The sequence below is a fragment of the Actinosynnema sp. NPDC023658 genome, assembly GCF_040639995.1.
Classification (GTDB): Bacteria; Actinomycetota; Actinomycetes; order Mycobacteriales; family Pseudonocardiaceae; genus Actinosynnema.
This window is the reverse complement of sequence record NZ_JBFAAX010001379.1, coordinates 1-1,219: the sequence shown is the minus strand read 5'-3', so window position 1 is coordinate 1,219 and position 1,219 is coordinate 1. Positions and strand designations below refer to the sequence as shown.

Here is a 1,219-nt window from a genome sequence, read left to right as displayed (position 1 = left end):
TACTCGCGCGAGCGCGGCCAGATCATCTCGGCCGACGGCACCCCGCTGGCCAGCGGGACGAAGTCCTTGAGGTAGCCGGGGTGGGTGTGGTCCTGGCAGGGGACGTAGCTCGGGAAGCTCTGGGTGAACTGGGCCGACGCGTGCTCACCCGCCATGTCGAAGCGCAGTTCCACCTTGTCGATGAACGTGCCGACGGGGAGGTCGACCGGAGCGAAGTCCCGCAGTGTGATCAACCCGCCGTACTGGGAGTACGCCGTGGCCCCGTCGCGGCGCAGCACGTTCTCCGGAGCCGTGTACGTGTACCCGTCGACGTACCGGGAGGGGAAGATCCAGTCGGTCGCGCCTTCCCGGATCTCGGCCTGGGCCGACGGCGGCACCACAGCCACCGCGGTCGCCGTGACCAGCGCTGTCACGAGCGCAGCCCGAAGAACGCGACCTAAGTGGGACACCGTTCGACCGCTACCAACCGTCATCGGAAACCTCTCCCCGGCACGATCCCATCGCCCACCTCGTGCGTTCAGTCCGTCATCGAGAGCGTTCACGCGGCCGTTACACGCAGCGTTCGGCGTCTGCGCCCTGAACCGCCGCTGATCCGCGCTTCGCGCATACCCGTCCGTCCGAGCAGAACCGGCAATCCCCGACGAGACCTGCGCACCCTGGTTGGTGACGCCACCTCTCCCGAATGCGACGCCGCAAGCCATCGGGCGCGTCTGCAACGACTTCCGGTGTCCCATTGCGATCGGCGCGGGCCGATCGACGCAGCGCCGAATCCGGGTGTTCCCTGTGAATGCGCCGCCGTGAGCGCGGTCCGGGGCGGGGGATTCCCGGGGTTCTCACAGGAGTTCCCAGGGATCGGTCGGACCGGGTCGCCAGGCTCGGCCCCATGACGATGATCGACGTGCGCGGGCTGACCAAGCGGTACGGACCGGACACGGTGGTGGACGACCTGTCCTTCACCGTCGAGGCCGGGCAGGTGACCGGGTTCCTCGGGCCGAACGGCGCGGGCAAGTCCACGACCATGAGGGTGATCCTCGGGCTCGCCTCGCCCACCCGCGGGTCGGTGACGGTCGGTGGACGGCGCTACCGGGACCTGCCCGTGCCGCTGACCGAGGTGGGCGCGCTGCTCGACGCCGGCGCCGTGCACGGCGGCCGGAAGGCCCGCGACCACCTGCTGGCGCTCGCCGTCGGCAACGGACTGCCCCGGCGCCGGGTGGACGAG

2 protein-coding genes are annotated in these 1,219 nt (G+C 70.2%); one reads left to right on the top strand and one right to left on the bottom strand.

Annotation, left to right across the window (positions count from 1 at the left end; genetic code table 11):
• A partial coding sequence (locus AB0G02_RS41155) for a hypothetical protein (RefSeq protein WP_360806262.1) occupies nucleotides 1-413 on the bottom strand: 413 nt, incomplete at its 3' end.
• Nucleotides 414-889: 476 nt separating this feature from the next.
• Between AB0G02_RS41155 and AB0G02_RS41150 the strand changes: the two genes are divergently transcribed.
• Nucleotides 890-1,219 (top strand): ATP-binding cassette domain-containing protein (locus AB0G02_RS41150; RefSeq protein WP_360806265.1); only part of this gene is annotated, 330 nt, incomplete at its 3' end.